Annotated in this window: 23 protein-coding genes and 1 tRNA gene; 17 read left to right on the top strand and 7 right to left on the bottom strand. The window is 41.5% G+C overall.

All coding sequences use genetic code 11. From position 1 onward, the window contains the following. Nucleotides 1-80: 80 nt before the first annotated feature. The 5 genes from fbp to ACI49J_RS00100 all read left to right on the top strand — a co-directional run bounded on the left by fbp (nt 81) and on the right by ACI49J_RS00100 (nt 3,752). Nucleotides 81-1,232 carry a fructose-1,6-bisphosphate aldolase/phosphatase gene (gene fbp, locus ACI49J_RS00120; protein WP_240253505.1) on the top strand — a complete coding sequence of 384 codons (1,152 nt, stop codon included), beginning with the start codon at nt 81-83 and terminating at the stop codon, nt 1,230-1,232. Between the two features lie 40 nt (nt 1,233-1,272). Further along, nucleotides 1,273-1,503: a 30S ribosomal protein S17e gene (locus tag ACI49J_RS00115; RefSeq protein ID WP_012022185.1), complete on the top strand. Its 231-nt coding sequence runs from the start codon at nt 1,273-1,275 to the stop codon at nt 1,501-1,503. A 1-nt stretch (nt 1,504) separates the two neighbouring features. Further along, nucleotides 1,505-1,750, top strand: coding sequence for a hypothetical protein (locus ACI49J_RS00110; protein WP_012022186.1), 246 nt, complete (start codon nt 1,505-1,507; stop codon nt 1,748-1,750). Nucleotide 1,751: 1 nt separating this feature from the next. Next, nucleotides 1,752-2,120, top strand: a complete 369-nt coding sequence (locus ACI49J_RS00105) for a hypothetical protein (protein ID WP_240253503.1) — start codon at nt 1,752-1,754, stop codon at nt 2,118-2,120. Between the two features lie 147 nt (nt 2,121-2,267). Continuing rightward, complete coding sequence (locus ACI49J_RS00100) at nt 2,268-3,752, top strand: ATP-binding protein (protein WP_240253501.1); 1,485 nt, start codon at nt 2,268-2,270, stop codon at nt 3,750-3,752. 17 nt (nt 3,753-3,769) lie between these two features. Here ACI49J_RS00100 and thsB read toward each other — a convergent pair whose 3' ends face one another. Further along, nucleotides 3,770-5,431 carry a thermosome subunit beta gene (gene thsB / locus ACI49J_RS00095; protein ID WP_012022189.1) on the bottom strand — a complete coding sequence of 554 codons (1,662 nt, stop codon included), beginning with the start codon at nt 5,429-5,431 and terminating at the stop codon, nt 3,770-3,772. Between the two features lie 260 nt (nt 5,432-5,691). Then, the gene (locus tag ACI49J_RS00090; protein ID WP_275691980.1) at nt 5,692-6,279 is read right to left on the bottom strand and encodes a TFIIB-type zinc ribbon-containing protein; all 588 of its coding nucleotides are present in this window, start codon (nt 6,277-6,279) and stop codon (nt 5,692-5,694) included. 105 nt (nt 6,280-6,384) lie between these two features. On the opposite strand from ACI49J_RS00090, the gene ACI49J_RS00085 reads away from it, so the two are divergent. The 3 genes from ACI49J_RS00085 to psmB all read left to right on the top strand — a co-directional run bounded on the left by ACI49J_RS00085 (nt 6,385) and on the right by psmB (nt 8,844). Then, nucleotides 6,385-6,759: a ribonuclease BN gene (locus tag ACI49J_RS00085; RefSeq protein WP_240255117.1), complete on the top strand. Its 375-nt coding sequence runs from the start codon at nt 6,385-6,387 to the stop codon at nt 6,757-6,759. A gap of 6 nt (nt 6,760-6,765) precedes the next feature. Next, nucleotides 6,766-8,058, top strand: coding sequence for a histidine--tRNA ligase (hisS, locus tag ACI49J_RS00080; protein WP_012022192.1), 1,293 nt, complete (start codon nt 6,766-6,768; stop codon nt 8,056-8,058). Nucleotides 8,059-8,253: 195 nt separating this feature from the next. Next, entirely contained in the window at nt 8,254-8,844 is a 591-nt protein-coding gene (psmB, locus tag ACI49J_RS00075) for an archaeal proteasome endopeptidase complex subunit beta (protein ID WP_012022193.1), read from the top strand. Here the strand turns inward: psmB and mtnA are convergent, their stop codons facing one another. Both mtnA and ACI49J_RS00065 read right to left on the bottom strand, forming a co-directional pair. Then, nucleotides 8,845-9,903 carry an S-methyl-5-thioribose-1-phosphate isomerase gene (gene mtnA / locus ACI49J_RS00070; protein WP_404802724.1) on the bottom strand — a complete coding sequence of 353 codons (1,059 nt, stop codon included), beginning with the start codon at nt 9,901-9,903 and terminating at the stop codon, nt 8,845-8,847. Beyond that, nucleotides 9,896-10,273, bottom strand: a complete 378-nt coding sequence (locus ACI49J_RS00065) for a DNA-directed RNA polymerase subunit G (RefSeq protein WP_012022195.1) — start codon at nt 10,271-10,273, stop codon at nt 9,896-9,898. Before ACI49J_RS00065 ends, mtnA begins: the two co-directional genes overlap by 8 nt. Nucleotides 10,274-10,327: 54 nt before the next feature. Here ACI49J_RS00065 and ACI49J_RS00060 point away from each other — a divergent pair, with 54 nt between their 5' ends. Together ACI49J_RS00060 and tgtA are read left to right on the top strand one after the other, a co-directional pair. Beyond that, nucleotides 10,328-10,765 carry an Lsm family RNA-binding protein gene (locus ACI49J_RS00060; protein ID WP_012022196.1) on the top strand — a complete coding sequence of 146 codons (438 nt, stop codon included), beginning with the start codon at nt 10,328-10,330 and terminating at the stop codon, nt 10,763-10,765. After that, nucleotides 10,765-12,258 (top strand): tRNA guanosine(15) transglycosylase TgtA, encoded by a 1,494-nt coding sequence (tgtA, locus tag ACI49J_RS00055; RefSeq protein ID WP_240255238.1) that lies wholly within the window; start codon nt 10,765-10,767, stop codon nt 12,256-12,258. Before ACI49J_RS00060 ends, tgtA begins: the two co-directional genes overlap by 1 nt. Here tgtA and ACI49J_RS00050 read toward each other — a convergent pair. From ACI49J_RS00050 to ACI49J_RS00040, 3 genes are read right to left on the bottom strand one after another with little or no spacing between them, the layout of a single operon-like run. Further along, the gene (locus tag ACI49J_RS00050; RefSeq protein WP_012022198.1) at nt 12,226-12,951 is read right to left on the bottom strand and encodes a proteasome assembly chaperone family protein; all 726 of its coding nucleotides are present in this window, start codon (nt 12,949-12,951) and stop codon (nt 12,226-12,228) included. The two genes, tgtA and ACI49J_RS00050, sit on opposite strands and share 33 nt — an antisense overlap. Beyond that, nucleotides 12,933-13,451: a PUA domain-containing protein gene (locus ACI49J_RS00045; RefSeq protein ID WP_240255119.1), complete on the bottom strand. Its 519-nt coding sequence runs from the start codon at nt 13,449-13,451 to the stop codon at nt 12,933-12,935. Before ACI49J_RS00045 ends, ACI49J_RS00050 begins: the two co-directional genes overlap by 19 nt. Then, nucleotides 13,448-14,623 (bottom strand): proteasome-activating nucleotidase, encoded by a 1,176-nt coding sequence (locus tag ACI49J_RS00040; protein ID WP_048060205.1) that lies wholly within the window; start codon nt 14,621-14,623, stop codon nt 13,448-13,450. Before ACI49J_RS00040 ends, ACI49J_RS00045 begins: the two co-directional genes overlap by 4 nt. 61 nt (nt 14,624-14,684) lie before the next feature. Between ACI49J_RS00040 and ACI49J_RS00035 the strand changes: the two genes are divergently transcribed. The 7 genes from ACI49J_RS00035 (at nt 14,685) to ACI49J_RS00005 (ending at nt 18,811) form a co-directional block, all read left to right on the top strand. Then, complete coding sequence (locus ACI49J_RS00035; protein WP_012022201.1) at nt 14,685-15,182, top strand: multiprotein bridging factor aMBF1; 498 nt, start codon at nt 14,685-14,687, stop codon at nt 15,180-15,182. After that, on the top strand, nt 15,179-16,231 hold the full coding sequence (hflX, locus tag ACI49J_RS00030) for a GTPase HflX (RefSeq protein ID WP_012022202.1): 1,053 nt from the start codon (nt 15,179-15,181) through the stop codon (nt 16,229-16,231). The genes ACI49J_RS00035 and hflX overlap by 4 nt, the downstream gene beginning before the upstream one ends. Next, nucleotides 16,228-16,767 (top strand): tRNA methyltransferase, encoded by a 540-nt coding sequence (locus tag ACI49J_RS00025; RefSeq protein WP_048060207.1) that lies wholly within the window; start codon nt 16,228-16,230, stop codon nt 16,765-16,767. The genes hflX and ACI49J_RS00025 overlap by 4 nt, the downstream gene beginning before the upstream one ends. A 7-nt stretch (nt 16,768-16,774) precedes the next feature. Further along, nucleotides 16,775-17,281 carry a transcription factor E gene (gene tfe / locus ACI49J_RS00020; protein ID WP_048060383.1) on the top strand — a complete coding sequence of 169 codons (507 nt, stop codon included), beginning with the start codon at nt 16,775-16,777 and terminating at the stop codon, nt 17,279-17,281. Continuing rightward, entirely contained in the window at nt 17,268-18,209 is a 942-nt protein-coding gene (locus tag ACI49J_RS00015; RefSeq protein ID WP_240255121.1) for a DNA cytosine methyltransferase, read from the top strand. The genes tfe and ACI49J_RS00015 overlap by 14 nt, the downstream gene beginning before the upstream one ends. Further along, nucleotides 18,209-18,652, top strand: coding sequence for a RecB-family nuclease (locus tag ACI49J_RS00010; RefSeq protein ID WP_012022206.1), 444 nt, complete (start codon nt 18,209-18,211; stop codon nt 18,650-18,652). Before ACI49J_RS00015 ends, ACI49J_RS00010 begins: the two co-directional genes overlap by 1 nt. 84 nt (nt 18,653-18,736) lie before the next feature. After that, nucleotides 18,737-18,811 (top strand) — tRNA-Val (locus tag ACI49J_RS00005). Nucleotides 18,812-18,983 lie beyond the last annotated feature (172 nt).

The raw sequence follows: 18,983 nt of genomic DNA, 5'->3' as shown, positions 1-18,983 counted from the left end.
GGGGTTAAAGGGTCAGATATCCTTTCGCCTTAACTTTTCCTCAATAAGACTTTTTATTTGTTGAACATGTAAACAGTGTCATGAGATCTACTGTTAGTGTAATCAAGGCAGATATTGGAAGTTTAGCTGGACATCACGTGGTACATCCAGATACAATGGCAGCTGCCAACAGAGTTTTAGCAGAGGCTAAAAGACAGGGTATAATCCTTGACTACTACATTACCAATGTAGGTGATGATCTAGAACTAATAATGAGTCACACTAGGGGAGAATTGGATACCAAAGTCCATGAAACTGCGTGGGATGCATTCAAGGAAGCTACTAAGGTATCCAAGGAATTGGGTCTATATGCAGCGGGTCAGGATCTACTTTCGGACTCGTTTTCTGGTAACCTAAAGGGAATGGGTCCTGGGATTGCAGAACTAGATATAGAGGAAAGACCTTCAGAACCAATTGCCATTTTCATGGCCGATAAAACTGAACCAGGAGCGTTCAACTTGCCTCTTTATAAGATGTTTGCGGATCCATTCAACACAGCAGGCCTAGTTATAGATCCCACAATGAATGAAGGATTCAAGTTCGAGGTATTGGACGTGTATGAGGGTCAAAGCGTGGTTTTGAACAGTCCTGAAGAGATGTACTCGCTATTGGGATTAATAGGGACCCCAGCAAGGTATGTGATAAGGAGAGTTTACAGGAAGGCTGATAATATGATCGGATCAGTGACCTCCATAGAGAGATTGAATCTGATAGCGGGGAAGTACGTGGGTAAGGATGATCCTGTCCTTATAGTAAGATTACAGCACGGTTTTCCGGCTCTTGGAGAGGCACTAGAGGCATTTTCATTCCCATACCTAGTCCCCGGATGGATGAGGGGAAGCCATTATGGCCCCATCATGCCAGTATCACAGAGGGATGCAAAGGCAACGAGATTTGATGGACCTCCAAGGCTCATAGGGCTAGGCTTTAATGTTAAAAATGGGAAGTTAACCGGACCCTCCGATCTATTTGATGATCCCGCCTTCGACGAGACTAGAAGAATGGCATCCATTATAACTGACTATATGAGAAGACACGGACCCTTTATGCCGCATAGACTAGAGCCAACAGAAATGGAATACACGACTTTGCCAACACTAATAGAAAAACTAAAGCCCAGATTTAAGAAGGAAGAGGATGTGACGAAGGCCAAACCTAGTGTTTATACATCAAAGGATCAAGGAATGGACTAAATTTATTTTACTCGACGATAAACAACTCTTGGGTGATTACGTGGGTAATATATATACGAGGGACATAAAGAGAATCGGTCAACAAATATACGAGCTTTATAAAGACCAGATTACCACTGACTACGAGAAGAACAAAGAATTAGTGAAACAGGTAGTTGATGTATATTCTAAGAAGGTTAGAAACAGGATAGCAGGATATATAACCAGGAAGGCGAAACAAGCGAGCAGACCTGTTGAAGTCACCGAGCAACAAGAGGAATTAGAGGAGTGAGATGGTTAAAGTAGTGCTTAGAGGTCCGTTGGTATCAATTTTTAGTGGAAATGAATTCTCTGTGAAAGGTGATAATCTCATTTCTATACTTTCAAAAATTGACAAAAGAGGAATTATAGTTAGTGACGGAAGAATTAAGCCTGGTTACCTTATCCTAGTTAATGGGATGGATTTTAGACTTTTAAAAAAAGAGGTTTTGGAAGACTCAGATACTGTAGATATTATTCCCATAAATCACGGTGGATAAGTTGGAAATATTGGAATTGACAGTAGGAAACGGATTAGATGTTAGATCTCTCATTAAATATGATGAGAATTGTGTAACACAAGTGGTGTTGAGGTTACCCCCAGTCTCCGTAATCAGACAGGCATGTTACATTTTCTTTAATGGGAAGTACAAAACCAAAATAAGGGATAAGACCCTCTATTTCCTTACCTTACTTAACTCCACGGATCAACTAAGTATTGCGATGAGGAACACGGTTCCAAAGGACTATGAAGGCATAGCATACCTTATAAAATGTTGTAAAAATGATATAATAACTGATCCACTCAAAATATCATCCAATCAGGAAAGAATTAGTTTGAGCATGAACGCTGTACTTTCGCTTGGGTGAGACACAATAACATATTTTCAACATCACTAGATGTGGTCAAGACTCCCACCCATTCTACTTATTTTGATTGGATTACTAATACTTCTTAGTTCTCTGATTCATTTTCAGTTAATATACGTTGTATTACCTTTGATTCCCATAATTTTAGTGGCAATTCTTTCTAGGATAAAGAAAGTTACAACGCTGAGCAGTAGAATCTTTGACAAGCAGAACGTATTCGAAATACAGTCAAATAATCGTACTTTCACGGGAATTATGCTCAAATTAAATGGAAAGATTGAACTAAATAAAGAGAATATCAACTTTCAAAGAGAATTGGAATCTCTTATGGAGACCTTAGGTAGGAGAGATGTTGGATTTGAGTATTATGTTATAACGAGCTTATCGAAAAAGAGGACATCATCATCCTTAATAGTATTAAAAGAATGTAGCGATTGCAAGGAAGAAGTAATTCAAGAGGTGCAAAATATAAGAAACCTCTCAAACGCAATTGCACCTCACATACAGCTTGACGTAATTTCCTCCTCAGAGGTGGCTGTTCCATTGCCTAAAGGATGGGGGGATTTATTCTTTGCCAGGATCTATGAACGTGTAATAGACTCTCCAAAGAATACCCTTCTTATAAACGAGTATGATGTGGATCTAGGATCTATGAAAACTGAGGTTGCGGAGATTAAAACCGGGATAAAGATTAAAGACCTTACCAGACATATTGCAATATTTGGCACTACGGGTAGCGGAAAATCCACAACTGCTATACTTCTTGCTAAAAAATTAATTAATAAAGGCATTTCAGTTACTATACTGGATTGGCATGGGGAACATGTTGGAAAAATTCCAGACCTAAGGGTAGCAAACGTAGATAATCCTATAAGAATTAACCCGTTAAAATTAGGTGACATAGAGGAAGTAGTGGAGATTTTAGGAGATGTTCTAAGACTTACCGATCCACAAAGATTTCTTCTGTATTCCGTTTTACTGAAAATGAGAAGAGCCAATAAATTTGACATGAAAATGCTAATTTCTATTCTTAGGAATATAGAGGAAAGTAGCAATTGGATGAGAGAAGTAAAATATGGTCTATTGAGGAAAATTTATCTATTATTTACTAAGGAAGCTAAGCTGATATTTGACGATAAGATAGATAATGCAAGAGTCGAGGAAACTCTTTTCAACTCTATTGTTGATTTAAGCTTTATTAGGAACATTAGGCTCAGAAGAATATATGGTTTAATGATAATCAAATTGATGTCAGATTATTTCATGAAGAATAAACCCATGGTCACTTCCCTCTTAATGATTGAAGAGGCCCATAACTTCTTCGCCCATGATAACGATTTCTTGGAAAAGCTCATTAGTGAGGTCAGAAAATATGGTTTGGGGCTATGTGTTATTTCTCAGTCTCCCTCGTCAATATCTCCCGAAGTTTTGAAAAATACCAATATAAAAATAATACATTCTATTAAGTCAGATACCGATAAAAGGATTTTAGCTGAAGCGTTGTCCTTAACCCCTTCACTCTACGATAGTCTAGATAAGCTAGACGTAGGGGAGGCTCTATTGTCATCACCTAATATTAAGATACCTGTAGTCCTAAAAATAAAAGAAGAAGATTCGAGACAAACGAAATAAAGGTAAAACTAAAAAATTTAATCCTCTTCAGAAGGCTTCTCTGACTTGTTATCCTTTCCTCCAGTTCCACCAGACTTCTTACCCGCAGCTACTAGATCATCTATTCTGAGTATCAGTGTGGTAGCCTCTGTGGCTGCCTTGATGGCATTCATCTTTACTAGAGCTGGCTCTATTACGCCCCTTGCCCAGTTATCAGTGGGTTGACCTGTATTGAGATCCACGCCGTACCACTTATTTGCCTCATTCTCATGGAGGGACCTTAGTTTCATCAATTGATCTATAGGATCGAAACCAGCGTTCTCTACCAATATCATCACAAGGCTCTCCAGAGCATTAGCGTAAGCCTCTATTGCTAGCTGTTCCTTACCTCCAACTTGTGGAGCCTTCTTCCTCAACCTCTTTGCAATCTCGATTTCCACCGCTCCTCCGCCTGCTACTGCTCTGCCATCCTTGATGACATCAGCCACTGTTCCTAAGGCATCCCTCAAGGCCCTCTCAGTCTCGTCTACCACTCTTTCTAGACCTCCTCTGATAAGTATACTGATGGCCTTAGGATTCTTGGCTCCCTCCACAAAGACCATCTTATCTTCTCCTATCTTTCTCTCCTCTACAAGTGCTGCATGTCCTAGATCTTGTTCTGATATTTCTTCAATATTGGATACTACCCTACCTCCTGTGGCTCTTGCTAACTTCTCTAGATCGCTCTTCTTTGCTCTCCTTACCGCTAGAATTCCTTTCTTAGCCAAGTAAGACTGGGCTACCTCATCAATACCCTTCTGGCAAATTATTACGTTTGCCCCTGTTTTGGCTATCATATCAACTTTTTCCTTGATAATGTTCTCTTCTTCCTGTAGGAATCTCTCCATCTGGGTGGGATCGTTGATCCTAATCTCAGCGTCTAGCTCTGGCTTTTCTACCTCTAATGGTGCGTCGATCAAAGCTATCTTAGCATTCTCTACCCTCTTAGGCATTCCAGGGTGTACTACTTCTTTATCCACTATTATTCCATATATTAGTTGAGTATCGTTTATACTGCCTCCTGCCTTCTTGACTATCTGAATGTTGTCCAGATCCACATACCACTTATCCCCTCTAAGTTCCGCTACTTGGGATACGGCCTTAACTACCACATCGCTTAGATACTCCCTTGACCCAGCAACTGCCTTGCTACTCAATGAGGTCATAGCAACCTTCTTCATCAACTCAACATCATTAATGCTAATTGGTTGCGCTATCTCTTGGATAGTCTGAAGAGCTACTTCCTCAGCCTTCTTATAACCACTAATGATAATGGTTGGGTGTACCTCCTTGTATAGTAGATCCTCTGCTTTCCTGACTAGTTCTCCTGATAGAATCACAGCAGTCTTAGTTCCGTCAGCTGTCTCTTCGTCTTGACCCTTAGCTATCTGAACTAAGAGTTTAGCAGCAGGATGCTGTAGATCCATCTTGTCCAGCAAAGTAGCTCCGTCGTTTGTGATTGTGATGTCTCCAAGACTGTCTACTAACATCTTATCCATACCTCTAGGTCCATACGTCGTCCTCAACGCCTCTTCTACTGCCTTGACAGCAGCAATGTTGGCCCTAAGGGCTTCCTTTCCAAAGGCTCTGCTTGAACCTTCCTTTAAAATAATTACAGGAATACCTTCTGGAGTTGTAGCAACTGTAGCTTGTGAAGCCATAACGGTCACCTTTCAGCATCTCTTAGAAAGAGGTTATATAAAAACTTTTCTTTTGTGACTAAAGGGTAGATTAAACCGAAATCTTAATAAAAGATAAGTTCATCCCAAGTCAAATGAGTTACACTAACCCAACCTTTAATCCTGTTCATGAACTCCATAAATACAGTCTTCTCGGCGAAACAATAATTTCACTATAAAGGGAGATCTGCCACGAAATATTAATTTAATTCTACTTAAATATTTTAATAAGTTTTTATATTTTAATTTTTTATTTTGGATTCCTCAACCATCCTCATTATTTCAAGTCTTACATTGAAAGGAATTTGCTTTATAATTCTCTTTATATTTTCTTCACTACTATAATATGTTTTCAATATTCTTTTAATACGTATTTTATCATTATCATAAACAAGGTAATATGTCAATAATACTCTTGTCTTAAACTTTAGTCCGCTAAAAATTCCCATCTTCTCAAGATATTTGTATATTTTAATTGCTACCTTATCACTTTCAATCTTATATAGGGCGTCTAGAGAAATCTGAGAGTAAATCTTAGATCCTTGAATAGATCCTTGATTAAGTGATACATTTAGTTTAACTCCTTTATACTTTCTTAGAAATCTAGATTTCTTCAAAAGGTGCATAAATTCTTTGAATGACTCTATTTCGCGATTCTTATATAGAAGACTTCTGTTTTGCGACGACCTCAAGACCTCTTCCATGAACATGGGTCTGTAATCATAAACTCTATCCACAGTTGTTCCACAGTCCCCGCAGACCACTTCCCCTCTTGTATAATCCCATATCAGATTCTTGGAACCGCAATAGCTACACGTGAAATTGTCCATACATAGTAACACGATAGACGCTATTCATCTGCAATTGTTCTCCCAAAGAAATCGTGAGAGATTAAATCGAAACTAATTTAGTTATGTTAAATCCATTTCACCAAAATGAGCAATACTCTTGAGGAATTGATGGACTTCCTTTCAAAGGGTGACATCGAAGAAGCAATAACGCGTGCTAGACTACTCGAGAAAAATGATAAATCTGCATGGAATAAATTCGTTGTATATTTAGACTTGAGAACAAAAGGAAAGAAGGTTTCTATTTCCAATATAGGTCCTAGTTTGGGAATTTTAGACAGAAACAACAAGTTAACTGCTTTGGTACTAGTCATATCAGAAAATGAGTCAATAAATATGGAAAAAATTATTGATCTAGTAAAGTTTGCGAAATCGATGAGAATGGAAATTTTCATGGCACTCGTCGATAAATACGGAGATATAACATATTATACCCTCGAAGAAATCAACTTAACGAAGTGATTCGGCATGGTATCCTATGAGCCTATGCGCGGGATGGAGGATTATTTTGATGTGGATTCAAAGATCATTAGGTGGATAGAGAGCAATTTTAGGGAAACTGTAGAGAAAGCAGGTTATAAGGAGGCCATGACCCCAATTGTCGAGGACTTTGAACTGTTTTCCCTTAAGGGTGGAGAGGAACTAAGGAACACGATGTACGTGTTTAAGGATAAGGGAGAGAGAGAAGTGGCTCTAAGACCTGAGATAACTCCCAGTATCGTGAGGTTATATCTTAATTCTTTACAACATTATCCAAAACCCCTAAGAATTTTCTATATAGGGAGGGTATATAGGTATGATGAGCCTCAACAGGGCAGATATAGGGAATTTAGGCAAGCAGGGGTTGAATTACTAGGCTCGGATTCTATTCTAGCCGACATAGAAGTTCTCCATCTCTTAGAAAATTTCTATAGAAGAATAAACCTTAAGGATAAAATATCTTTGAAAATAAACAATATAGGAATTTTCAGAATAATCTTTAATAAACTCTCATTTGATGAGCAAGTTCAGGAACACCTGTTACACCTTTTGGATAAGGGAAAGATAGAGGAGGCGGAAAAAATCTTAGATGAGAAGATACGCGATAACTCTAAAATAAGACAATTCATTTATACACTAATTACTAACGGTAGATCACTCAAATTAGAAGAGGCAATGAGGGAGGCAGAAAAGACAGAATTGTCTGAACTTGTAAATGAGATAGAGAATCTAAAACTCATCTCAGAAATTCTGTCGTCCCTGAATCTTGACCATATTGTAGATCTTGGTTTCGTTAGAGGACTTGCATACTACACTGGCCCTATCTTTGAAGTGGTGAAAAGAGATCTTCCGTTCAGTATCGCTGGAGGCGGAAGATATGACTCGCTAGTGGAAGTATACGGAGGAAATAGGACACCTGCGGTTGGATTTGCCATAGGAATAGAGAGAACTATGTATGCACTTAACAAAGATGGGATTAAATTCGACTCCAATGCCCCATTGGTAGCTGTTGTAGCCTTAGACAGGTCAGTTATCCCCCATGCGCTTTCCATAGTTTCCATGCTCAGGGACAAGGGGTTCATAACTGTGCTAAACAACAAGGAGATTCCGCTATCAAAACTCGTACCCCTATATGCCGAACAGGGATTTACACATCTAATCATCATGGGGCAAAAAGAAATCACTTCAGGGAAAGTCACTGTTAGGAACCTTGTTAAAAGGGAACAGATAACAACTGATGTAAAGGAGTTAACGAACGTAATTACTGCTCCCGATAAATGACGCCAATGATGTTATTTATCCGTTTAATTTGAAATATATCCAATTGATCTTTCCCTATTAACTACCTTCAACTTCATGCTTAACTACACTCTCAACAGATCTTAATCTCAGTGTCATAACTAGTGAGCTCTAGGAGGCCTGGAAATTAAGACAAATATTATAACCCTTAGAAGAGTAGATTGAGAGGGAATATTAATGGAAGAATTACCTTCAACTGCAGTTGGTATCAGGCTTCAAGATGGAGTGATTTTGGGAGCAGTAAGGCGATTAAGTTATGGCGGATACGTGTTAAGTAAGTCTGCCAAGAAAGTTTTCCCCATATCAAGGTTTGGAATAGGAGGAGCGGGACTCTTCGGAGATCTTCAGGCACTAACGAGGATAATGAATGCAAACATCAAATACTATGAGCTTTACAACAACAGGCCTATCTCTACTAGAGCTGCTGCCAAGTTATTGTCAATAATACTTTACCAGTATAAGTATATGCCCTTTATCTCAGAGGTCTTATTCGGAGGAGTTGATAACGGAGAACCACAACTATATGTGTTAGATCCCCTAGGTTCTCTCCTTGACGATATATACGCAGCCGTGGGATCTGGAGCTAGGGTAGCTATAGGTGTCTTAGAGGCCGAATATTCAGAGAAGCTAACGTTAACCCAAGGAAGGGAACTTACCATAAAATCATTGAGAGCTTCTGCTGAAAGAGACGTAACTTCAGGAGATGGAATAGATATTCTTACCATTTCAAAGGATGGAAAAATAAATACTGAATTCCTATCATCTTAATTACTCAATAAATTTCTTTAAACTATCCTTAAATGGCGGATATGCTATCCCTTTTTCTGTAATAATACCAGTTATAAGTTCCGGTGGTGTCACATCAAAGGCTGGATTTAGAACTTCTGCATCCTTCACAGTTATATCTACCATGTTTAATACAGTCCTTACCTCGTCTGGTTTCCTCCTTTCAATCACAATCTCATTAGCTCCAGTTCTATCAATTGTACTGGTTGGAGCGACAACGTAGAAATCTACGCCATGATACTTTGCTAGAATAGAAATTCCATATGTACCTATCTTATTGGCTACATGGCCAGAAACTAGTATTCTGTCTGCGCCCAAAATCACCTTCGTAACCCCTTCATACCTCATCGCATATGCAACCATGTTATCAGTGATAAGTTTTGAGGGAATACCGTCCTTGGTTAACTCCCACATGGTTAGCCTAGCACCCTGCAACAATGGTCTAGTCTCGGTAGCAATAACCCTGATAGACTTTCCCTGCAACCAAGCTGTCCTTATAACTCCAAGGGCTGTACCAAAGCCGGCAGTAGCGAGGGATCCAGTGTTGCAGTGGGTAAGGATGACGTCTCCGTCCTTTATCACTTGGCTACCTATTTCTCCCATTCTCCTATTGATCTCAATATCCTCCCTCTGAATTCTCAAAGCCTCTTCGACTATCCTCTCCTTGAATTCCTCCGGAGATACGTTGTCCGAAATCAAAGAGTTTGCCTTAGCTCTCATTCTATCTATAGCCCAGAAAAGGTTGTAAGCCGTGGGTCTGGTCCTACTAAGCCTCTCCGCTGCCCTGTTCAATACTTGATATAAGGTCTGGACATCTCCCTGCGAATTATAAACAGCTGCAGCTATACCCAACGCGGCCATTACCCCTATTGCTGGCGCACCCCTAACTTCCATGGTCTCTATGGCTCTTGCAATATCCTCGTAGTTTGATGATTCCTTATACTCCTCTTTCCATGGTATAGCACTAGTGTTCAGCCACACTACCTTTCCATTTTCGAATTTTAAGGGAACTATGTCACTGAGCTTTCTCAATTCACTCACTCTTCCTTACACAGAAGTATACGTGATCCATGACGTTTAACCCAGCTCTCTTTAGGAAATCATCCTTACTAGATATCCTTAAGAGTGGTCCAAAGAACGATATTATGGTTACAAATGTGCCATCTCCCTTCTTTTTTTGGGTTACGACATAACCATGTGCACAAAAATCTTTCTCGGTGAAATCTGGTCTCTCCTTAGAAAGGATCACATTAACATTCTCGCCATCCTTGAACATGTTTAGTGAAGATATCATGTCAAGATTAAACTCAGTGTCTTGGCACCTCACGGCTACTATCAGGAGATCCCTAAGTTCTCCCTTTTTTATTGAATCTATTTTGCACATTTCTGAAAATGAATAACTACTGAGCACGGGAATCACTCCACTATTTAAATCCCCATATTTTAACTTTATGTGGGTATGGTTATGAGTGCCTCAAAAAGAATCGTAGCTGACATGAATTCACTACTGGATAAAACAGTGGTGGTCAAACTAAGTAATGGTAAGAGCTATTCAGGCCAGTTATCCTCGTACGAACTGACTCCATTCATGGTAAGCCTAATTAATGCTAAGGATAGTGAAAATAATTCCTTCTACAAGGTTCTGATAAATGGCAACATGATATCGGAGATTTTAGTCAAGTCAGTTCCGATTTTCGATGCCAGAGAGTTCGCTGATGTGGTCCAGAAAAACCTAGGTCTTAGACCAGGTGACGTGAAGGTGTATGAGGAAGTTGGAATTATTACAGTAATGGAAAGAATCAAGGTATCCGAAAGCGGAGTTGAGGGCAGCGGTCCCATGGCTCAGAGAATATACGACCTTTACAACGAGTATATTGCTAAGAAGAAAGGAGACACGAAATGATAGGTGACTTTGAAGTAAAGGATGAGGATCTGGCTGGTAGAATAGGGATACTGGAAACCAAACATGGTAAGCTCGAAACTCCAGTTTTTTTCCCAGTCATAAATCCCCTTAAGCAGGAGGTATTCCTAGAGGAACTCAAGGCCGTAGGCTTTAATAATTTTATTACAAATTCATTCATACTAAAGAAAAATAATATTCTCCAAGGCACTATTCACGAGAAGTTTGGGGATAATTTCGTAATTATGACGGATTCTGGAGCATACCAAATACTTGAATATGGTGAGATAGAGCAGACAAATAGGGATATTGTATCATTCGAGGCGAAAATTAGGCCAGATATAGCGGTATTTCTAGATATACCAACTGGCAATACTGACGACCGAGAAGAGGCCAAGTTCTCAGTGGAGATGACCCTAGAGAGAGGGAAGGAAATCGCTGACATTGTGGACCAGAACGAGGATATTATCTGGGTTCATCCTATTCAGGGAGGTCAGTTTCTTGATCTAGTGGAGTATTCAGCTAGGGAGGCCAATAAAAGAACCAACTATAAGATGTTGGCACTTGGAAGCCCTACAGTTTTCATGGAGAAGTATAAATATGATACCCTAGTAGACATGATCTATACCGCTAAGTCGAGCGTAAGTAGGGGTGTTCCCTTCCACCTATTTGGAGGCGGTGTTCCCCATATAATTCCCTTTGCCGTAGCTTTGGGCGTGGATTCGTTTGACTCTGCATCCTATGCTATTTTCGCTAGAGATAATAGGTACTTGACGAGCGAGAGAACCTATAGGCTTGAGGACCTTGAGTATTTCCCGTGCAGTTGTCCTGTTTGTTCTAGATACGATCCGTCAGAACTACTGGAGATGAAATCCGAAGAGAGATACAAGCTTCTGGCTATCCATAACCTTTGGAAGATAAGGGAGGAAGTGAACAGGGTAAAGCAGGCCATTAAGGAAGGAAGATTATTTGAATATATTCAACAGAAAGCTTACTCGCACCCAGCACTCTACTCAGCCTTCAAATCAATACTCAAATACTCCAGTTATCTAGAGAAATACGATCCGAGGGTCAAAGGCAACGTTAAGGGACTCCTGCTATTTGATCATAATTCCATGAACAGGCCTGAACTTCTGAGACATTCAGAATTTATGGCAAATCTGAAACCCAAGAGGAACAAGGCAATAATAATTTGTGGCGATAAATTAGGTAGTCCCTTTATTTCAGACCCTAAGGTCAAATCGATACAAGGAAGGAACAGAGACTACGATACATTCGTAGCGCTTCCCTTCTATGGCCTAGTACCTGTTATGGCATCTGAAGCGTTCCCATTATCGCAGTTCGAGATTCCTGACATGATAGACGATACCACATTAAATGAAACAATACTGAAAATAAAAGAGACCTTGCGCAATAAAAATTACGCAGAGATAAAGTTCATGGAATGTGAAAAATCTGTACTATCACATATAATGTCTATCAACCCCACTCTTTGAAATTTCCTTTTGTATCATTTCAAGCTGCCTTTGGAGTTCCTGCTCTATTTTCTTGGCATCCTCGTAAAGCTCTCTTGTATCTATATTGAACCCAATTAGTTTGTTTATTACATCTACTGCCACAGCAGCTGCTCCTGGATCTAATCTCTCCCTATCCGCATACGGAAGTAGGATAGTTGCTGGAAGATCCTCTATTTCTGCGTAAACTGTAAACAGGGCCAGTGGTCCTACCATGATTAACTGTTTGTTAAGAGTGGGATAGGGTAAATCAATTGTGCTTTTGCTGGTCCTCATCCACTTTATGGGCTCATTAACGTCCTTATACCTCTTATCTAAGCCTCCTATTAGAATGGAGTCCTTCACCTGTATCCTCTTTAACCATTTAACTAGGCCGTGAGTGAAGCTACTCCACTCTCTTTGAAATGGGAGCAGATGATTTAAGAGTACTAGAACCCTGAACTCCTCATCATAAAATAACTCAAAGGGTGTGGCAACTCCATAGTCATCAAGAAAAGTAACATCCCTAAGGTATTTCGTGGTCACAAACCCTACCCTTCTCATCTTTCTTGATAGAACAATATGCCTCACTGATAGGTAACCAACCTCACCTAGGGTCCTGAAACCTGAGATGAATCTGGAATTGGCCAGCTCGCTCTCTGAGACGTCTTTCAGAATTACTTTCGTATCTTCCACCTCTCCCTAACTGTTAATGCTACTCCCCTTTTATATTCCATTACTTCCTCGCCTGACAATCTCATTTTTCCTATTGCCAGTAACTCATCATCTCCATTCACAACTAGGGCCTCATCACCAGCTCTTAACTTCCTGTCCACGTTCTCCACGTGTTTAGCGAAAACATTCCCCTCCTTCAGTATTGCGTCTTCCACTTCTTTTCTTACCATTACCCTTAGACTGGGAAAGGGAGCGCATTCCTTAAGTCTCATCCCAGCGTTTATGGTTAAGGAGAAAAGCCCGTCCTGTGGTCTTAACACTAAGAACAAACCGTCCTTGGAAAGAACGTTCCTAATACGCCACGTGTTTACAGAACGCTGAATCCTGAACGAGTCCTGATCAAATAAACAGTTACCTATGCCTATTCCGAACTGGTAATCGGCTATTGCCTTTAACACTTCAAGATAGGGGAGTGCGTCCTCCGGTTCTGTGACAAATTGCCTGTATCTGCTCTGACTCATACATACTTCTCTCCCCTATCCACAACTTCCTTACTTAATTTTTTGGATCTCAACCTTTCAATAGCGCTCTTGAAATGAGTCATACTGATAACATTACTGTCATTCCTTATTGCGATATAACCCGCTTCGGTACAGAGATTCCTAAGGTCTGCTCCGCTGAATCCTTCGGTCATCATGGCTAGCTCATCTACGTTAACCGAATTATCCACCTTCATTTTTTGGAGGTAGATTCTCAGTATCTGCTTTCTCCCTTCAATGTTTGGCAATGGGATCTCTATCAGCCTGTCAAATCTTCCTGGCCTTAGAAGAGCAGGATCAAGTATGTCTATTCTATTGGTCGCTGCAATGATTTTCACGTTGTCCAAGGGTTGGAAGCCGTCTATCTCTGCAAGGAGTTGCATTAGCGTTCTTTGAACTTCCCTCTCTCCACTGGTCCCCAAATCAACCCTCTTAGCTCCGATGGCGTCTATTTCATCAATGAATACAATGGAGGGTGCCTTCTTTCTTGCCAGTTCAAATACATCCCTGACCACCCTGGCCCCTTCTCCCACAAACTTCTGAGCAAACTCGGAGGCCACAACATGTATGAACGAGGCGTTACTCTCTGTGGCCACCGCCTTCGCCAACATGGTTTTTCCAGTACCAGGTGGACCGTATAGAAGTATACCCTTAGGGGGAGTAATCCCAAGTTCCTTGAATAGTTCGGGCTTCTTAAGGGGGAGCTCTACTACCTCTCTCACTTCCTGAATTTGTTGATCCAACCCACCTATATCTTGGTATCTCACGTTGGGTCTCTCTACCACCTCCATTGATCTAACCAAAGGATCATCCCTGTCCCTCAGCACCTCTACTACCGCCGAGCCCCTTTGATTTAGAGCCACATATCTGCCTACTTTAATGGAACTAAAGTCCACCGTTCCTGAGACGTTGACTACTAGGTTTGGACCCGAGGTACTCTTAACCACAACTCTACCATCTTCGAGGATGTCCAGAACGATTGCCTCAATAAGTGGCGGACTTAACAACTTCTCCATCTCAGACTTGTAGTAGTTCAGTTCCTTTCTCAGGCTCTCTGCCTCCATTTGCATTGTCCTTATCTTCTCCTCCAGTATCCTCACCGCGTGCTCATCTGTCACAGAAGCATCCCTTGAGTATTCTAGTTCATCAGACAAACTAGATCGAATGACTAATTTGTTAAGTTAGACTAAAAATGTTTATCGCCAACTATTATACATGAGACCAATGAAAAAGGGCGTAGAGACATATTGCGAAATGTGTGGAAACAGGATCGATGGACCTGGTTTCTCGGTGAAATTTGAGGGTAGTACCATAACAGTTTGTAGATCCTGCTATGAAAAAATAAAGAAACACTCCACTCTAGTCCCCAGGGAGACGAAACCTCAACCCGCTAAACAAAAGAGGATTGAGAAGGCTGAGGAGGTGGAACTCGATATCGACGAAGAATATCCTAGAATCATCAAGGAGGGGAGGGAGAGACTTCACATGAGCACGAAGGAGCTGGCAGAGAGAATGAAGGTCCAGGAGAACATCATAAAGAGAATGGAAATGGGAAAACTAAAGCCAACCATAAACGAGGCGAGGATATTGGAACGCATACTGAACGTGAAACTTGTGGTCCAAGTAAGTCAAGGAAAGAGCAAGTCCCAGGAGCCAGATGATCAAACCTTAACACTAGGTGATATCATCAGAATCAGGGAGGGGAAGAAGTGAAGGCTACCCTTTTCGTATCCCAAGACTTCGCTGACGAGGCCGTATCCCTACTTGAGACCGCAGGATATGAGGTAGAGAAGACCTATCCTCTTCCCTCTAAACCCAACAGGTTATATTACATCCCTCAGGACAAACTGAAACTCCTGCAGGACCAGGAAACTGACGCGGTGGTGGTCTTTGACCTTCTCTCCCCAAGGCACTTCATCAACCTTAACAGGTCACTGAATGGGAAGAAGGTACTGGATAAGCTTCTGATTCTCCTTGAAATATTTGCACTTCATGCCGGATCAAAGGAGGCTAAACTTCAAATTGAACTAGCCAGATTAAAGTATGAATTACCAATTATCAAAGATATATACAGTAAAACTAAAATATCTGAGCAACAGGGGCCCCTGGGTGCAGGTACCTACGGTGTAGAGTCCGCTTTGAGACTCTACAACCGCAAAATATCCAAGATAACGAAGGAATTGGAGGGACTAAAGAAGTTCAGAGAGATGCAAATGCAAAATAGGAGGGAAGAATTTCCCTATGTAGCTATCACAGGCTACACCAATGCGGGTAAAACCTCGATCTTTAATGCGTTAACCGGGCTAAACAAACCAACGGATCAGTCGATGTTCACCACTACTGCACCAAAGAGATACGCTATACCCATTGGTTCCAAAAAGGTAACATTGGTAGATACTGTGGGATTCATTAGGGGAATTCCTCCCCAGATTATCGATGCCTTCTTCGTTACGCTGTCGGAGATAAGATATGCCAACGCCCTCCTGCTCGTGGTTGATATCTCTCTTGAGGACTCCCTCCTCTTAGAAATGACAAGATCCTCCTTCGAGATTCTTAGGGAGCTGGGGATATCTGGCAAACCCATGATCATAGTGGGTAATAAGGCCGATCTGGTGGACGGAAGGTCTAAGGAGAAGATGGACATGGTATACTCCCTCAGTGATAACCTATACTCTCCCGTTGTGGATGCAATCTTAGTTTCAGCTAAAAAGGGATGGAACCTAGATAGTCTGAGGGATAAGATATTCTCCCTAGTCAACTGAAAGAGATATACGTGCTCAGACTGGGTCACAGACCTCAGAGGGATAAGAGGGTTACTACTCACGTAGCCTTGGTAGCGAGGGCCTTTGGAGCCAAGGGTATATACATTCACGGAAACGACCAGAAGTTGGCCAAGAAAATTGAAGACGTAATTAATGTATGGGGAGGAAAATATTTCAGAATTGAAATGATATCCAATCCAAAGAAACTGGTTAATGACTGGAAAGCGACGGGGGGCAAGGTAGTTCACCTAACCATGTATGGAATTAATTTACCACATGTCCAGGAAAAGCTAAAGGAGCTCGATAAGATTCTTGTGATAGTGGGTGCGGAAAAGGTAGAGGGATGGTACTACCACATGGCAGACTTCAATGTTGCCATCTCTAACCAGCCACATTCGGAGGTGGCATCCTTGGCCCTATTTCTTGACAGAGTATATAAGGGAGAAGAACTAAATATTATGTTTGGGGACAGCAAAATTAGTGTTATCCCTATGGAGAGAGGTAAGAAGGTGGTCAGAAATGACGGGCAACATTGATCAACTCATGAAAGATATGGCTAGGGATCTCCTGGGAGAGGACGTAATAGATGTGCTCTCTTTCCTTCTTGATAATAAGACAGAGCTAACTGACGAGGAGATGGCCAACAAACTCAACGTCAAGGTTAACGAGGTCAGGAAGAAGTTATATGCCCTTGCTGAACACGGGCTAGTGAGCTACAGGAGAACCAGGGATAAGGAGACTGGTTGGTATGTATATTACTGGAAGGCCAATGTGGATCAGATAAATGAACTTCTCCTCTCACGTAAGAGGGAGATCCTGAACAAACTTAAGGCTAGATTGGAGTACGAAACTAACAACGAGTTCTATATTTGTCCCGAGGATAAGACCAAGTACACCTTTGAGGAGGCCTTTGAGAATGAGTTCAAATGTCCCAAATGCGGTGTTCAACTGGTCTATTACGATTCCGCCAAAATGCGGGAATTCCTAGAACGTAAAATAAAGGAAATAGAAGAGGAGATCGCCAGGGAGACAAAGGTTGGGAGCTCCTAAGGTAGTCGACCTTTTTTCAGGGGCCGGGGGATTTGGTAGGGGTTTTAAAGAGGTAGGTTTCCAGATAGGGGTTGCTGTGGAAATCAATCACGCTGCCGCCAGGACTTACTCAGCTAATTTTCCCACAACCGTAGTTCTCGAAGAGGACATAAGGGAAATTACAGGGAGGGAAATAGTGAGGGAAATTGGTAAAGAACCGGACGTTGTAATAGGAAGTCCACCATGCGAACCCTTCACAGCTGCCAACCCATTAAGGTTAGACAATCCAGTGGATAGGTTATATCAGGATGAAAGGGGTGCCTTGACCCTGGAGTTCATAAGATTGGTGGGCGAGCTAAGGCCCAAGTTCTTTGTTATGGAGAACGTTCCATCTATAGTAGAGACGAGAGAGTTGAGGGAAGCCCTTATCCACGAATTTAGAAAGGTTGGGTATGAACCCGTGTTCAACCTTCTTCGGGCAGAGGACTATGGTAATCCCTCGAGGAGGACTAGGATTTTCATTTCCAATCTCAAACTCGAACTGAATACTGTTCCCAAAAGAACTGTTTGGGACGCAATCTCAGACCTGGAGAATAGGTTTGATGTTCCAAACCACGAAATAGTTGAAGTAAATGAGAGAAAACTCAGGGAGATGGCATCCCTCGATTATGGAGACTATCTAACCATGTTCCGGGGGCACAACAAGGAGATTCCGCTTTATGTAAGGCTAGATCCCATGGATATTGCGCCCACAGTTATGGGAAACTCCAAGTTTGTACATCCGTTCAGTCCTAGATACTTGACAGTGAGGGAACAGGCTAGATTGATGAGTTACCCTGATTATCACGTGTTTTACGGTAGCAAGGAGGAGCAATACAACCAGGTGGGAGAGGCTGTACCAGTAGTCTTATCAAGAGGAATAGCATCGAGTATACTCGGTGCTCTTTAGTGGAGATAAGCGTCGTTCTACACAATGTGACGAGCTCGCAGAGACTGGTGGATTTCGCAAAACTAGTGTTCGGGTTAGACGTTAAGAGGCTTGTGTTGACCAAGGTAGGTGGTACCGCAGCGCAGGCAGGCATCCCAGACGTGGGAAGACTGGCACTTAAGACGGGAAAGTCCTTGATTATATTACCAGACCTAAAGGACGCTATAGAACTACTTGGATCTAGGAGGGTATACCTATTATCTCCCCTCGCTGATAGGGAAGTAGATCAATTGGACTTAACCCAGGACTCTTTGCTTGTTTTTTCTGGAATAGAAAATGGATTTACAAAAATAGAGCAGTCACTTGGAGAATATATCACGTTAAGATCCATGAAAGTAGATACGGGCCCAATACCCTACGCTAGCGCGGTCTTATATTGTGCCCTAGTGGGTGGAAAGAGGTAGTTTACGTAACCCTTGCTCAGAAACATATTAATACCTCGCCAAGGAAAATTAGTTCGCGTGACGTAAAAGCCCTTCGTCTACGTTGGGCCCGTCGTCTAGCCTGGTTAGGACGCTGGCCTTACAAGCCAGAGGTCTTGGGTTCAAATCCCAACGGGCCCACTTTTAAGATCAGGATGTATCGCAACCTTTCGACTTTTAGTACTAAACTTTCTAGTTCCTTTTAGTTTTCCCATTCTCCTCTAGAGCCTGCCCTTAACAGGCTAGTACTCTTGTACCATCTCTTTACGTCTAATCGTTTTCACACATCCTAGTAGATTAATCCTACACAATG

The organism is Metallosphaera sp. D4-4, assembly GCF_046245145.1.
Classification (GTDB): domain Archaea; phylum Thermoproteota; class Thermoprotei_A; order Sulfolobales; family Sulfolobaceae; genus Metallosphaera; species Metallosphaera sedula.
Note: the sequence above shows the minus strand (reverse complement) of the source record. Positions and strands in the feature narration are given on the sequence as shown.